The sequence below is a fragment of the Polaromonas sp. P3_C2 genome, assembly GCF_056402675.1.
This window is the reverse complement of record NZ_JBFUGX010000735.1, coordinates 1-1,870: the sequence shown is the minus strand read 5'-3', so window position 1 is coordinate 1,870 and position 1,870 is coordinate 1. Positions and strand designations below refer to the sequence as shown.

Below are 1,870 nucleotides of genomic sequence, written 5' to 3'. Positions count from 1 at the left end.
CCATGTTGACCTTGAGCGGCGCCAGGCCAACCTTTTGCGCCACTTCAATGCCCTTGAGCACATCAGCCACCGGAAAGTCCACATCGTTCATGCGACGGAAGATGGTGTCGTCCAGCGCATCAAGGCTCACGGTGACGCGCTGCAGTCCAGCATCCTTGAGGGATTGGGCTTTTTTGGCGAGCAGCGAGGCGTTGGTGGTCAGCGTGATGTCCAGCGGCTTGCCCTGCGGCGTTTGCAGCTTCGCCAGCATTTCGATCAGTATCTCCAGGTGCTTGCGCAGCAGCGGCTCGCCGCCCGTCAGCCGGATTTTCTCGACCCCATGAGCCACAAAAATCTTCGCCAAGCGCGTGATTTCCTCAAAACTCAGCAGCGAGGTTTGCGGCAGGAAAGCGTAGTCCTTGTCGAATACCTCGCGCGGCATGCAGTAGCTGCAGCGGAAATTGCAGCGATCCGTCACGCTGATGCGCAAATCCCGCAGCGGCCGGCCCAGCGTGTCGCTCAGCAGGCCCGTCGGGGCAGACAACCGGGCAGGGATATGCGGTACGCGGCTTGCGTAGCGAATATCTGCCAGCGGAATGATTTTGTCGGTCGTCATCGTGAGGAGCCCAAGGGGAGAATTTACCCCATTGGCCCGGCTGGGGCACTAAAACCAGGCCTTATCCCCAAAGAGGGATTGGCTCACCCCCGTCCAGGCTCACTTCGTGTAGCCCGTTCCCCCCTCAAGGGGGCGGCGCCTGGGGCCGGCGAAGCCGAAAAATTGGCACACCCCTATCGAGCTCACTTCGTGTAGCCCTTTTCCCCTTGCAGGGGACGGTGCCTGCGGCCCGGCAAAGCCGGTTCCGCGGCACCCATTGGTGAAATACCTCGCACTGGTTACGCACAGAACTCTTAAACCCAGCATGAGCCGCGGGACTGGCTTTGCCAGACCGCAGGCGGGCGGCCCCCTCGGGGGGGCAGGGAGCTACACGAAGTGAGCGACCGTGGGGGCTCTACACACACCGGGCGCCGTCTACTTCCAGGCATACACCGCTGATGAAGTCCGCTTCGTCGCTGGCCAGGTAAAGCGCGGCATTGGCCACATCCAGCGCGGTCGAAAAACGTCCCAGCGGAATGCTCGCGCGAAACTTCGCCTTGCGTTCTTCATCCAGCGGGCCACCCGCGAATTCGGCCGAGAGGCCTGTGTCGGGGTTGAATACCGGGTTGATGCAATTGACCCGGATGTTGTCGGGGCCGAGCTCGGCAGCCAGCGACTTGGAGGTCGTGATGACGGCCCCCTTGGAGCCGTTGTACCAGGTCAGGCCAGGACGGGGGCGTACCCCCGCCGTCGACGCAATGTTGATGAAACTGCCCCCGCCTTGCTCGCGAAATACCGGCGTGGCGTGGATGGTAGCCAGGTAAATGCTCTTGACGTTGATGGCGTAGCACTTGTCGAAATCGTCTTCGCTGACATCAAGTGCTGGCTGGTTGCGGTGCGTCCAGCCGGCGTTGCTGACCATCACGTCGAGCCGGCCGTAGCGCTGCACAGCGGCAGCCACCAGCGCCTTGACCTCGGCGGACTTTGTGACGTCGGCGGCAAAGAACGAAGCTGTGCCGCCGGCCTTGACGATGGCGGCCACGACTTTTTCGCCCAGCGCCACATTGATGTCGTTGACGATGACCCTGGCGCCCTCGGCCGCCAGCCGCCGCGCGATGCCTTCACCGATACCGCCTCCGGAGCCGGTCACGATGATGGATTTGTCCTTGACCCGCATGATTTTGTCTTTCTCGTAAAGGTTGCTGCCGGCGCACGCTGCCGTACGGTGGCGTGCGGCTTCCATTGCTTATTGTTGCTGATCACGGTGGTGCGGGTTTTCCCTCTGTCTCTCTCGCT

At 62.1% G+C, this 1,870-nt stretch carries 2 protein-coding genes; both read right to left on the bottom strand.

Annotation, left to right across the window (positions count from 1 at the left end):
- The coding region (locus AC1DWI_RS21330) for a radical SAM protein (RefSeq protein WP_477725693.1) at positions 1–595 on the bottom strand (595 nt) is incomplete at its 3' end.
- Positions 596–989: 394 nt separating this feature from the next.
- A complete protein-coding gene (locus AC1DWI_RS21325; RefSeq protein ID WP_457279763.1) occupies positions 990–1,751 on the bottom strand; it encodes an SDR family oxidoreductase in 762 nt (253 codons plus the stop codon).
- Between the last annotated feature and the right edge of the window lie 119 nt (positions 1,752–1,870).

What these genes read in the sequence shown, in the direction of transcription:
- AC1DWI_RS21325 (WP_457279763.1), bottom strand. Translation starts at nt 1,751, where the DNA reads ATGCGGGTCAAGGACAAATCCATCATCGTGACCGGCTCCGGAGGCGGT.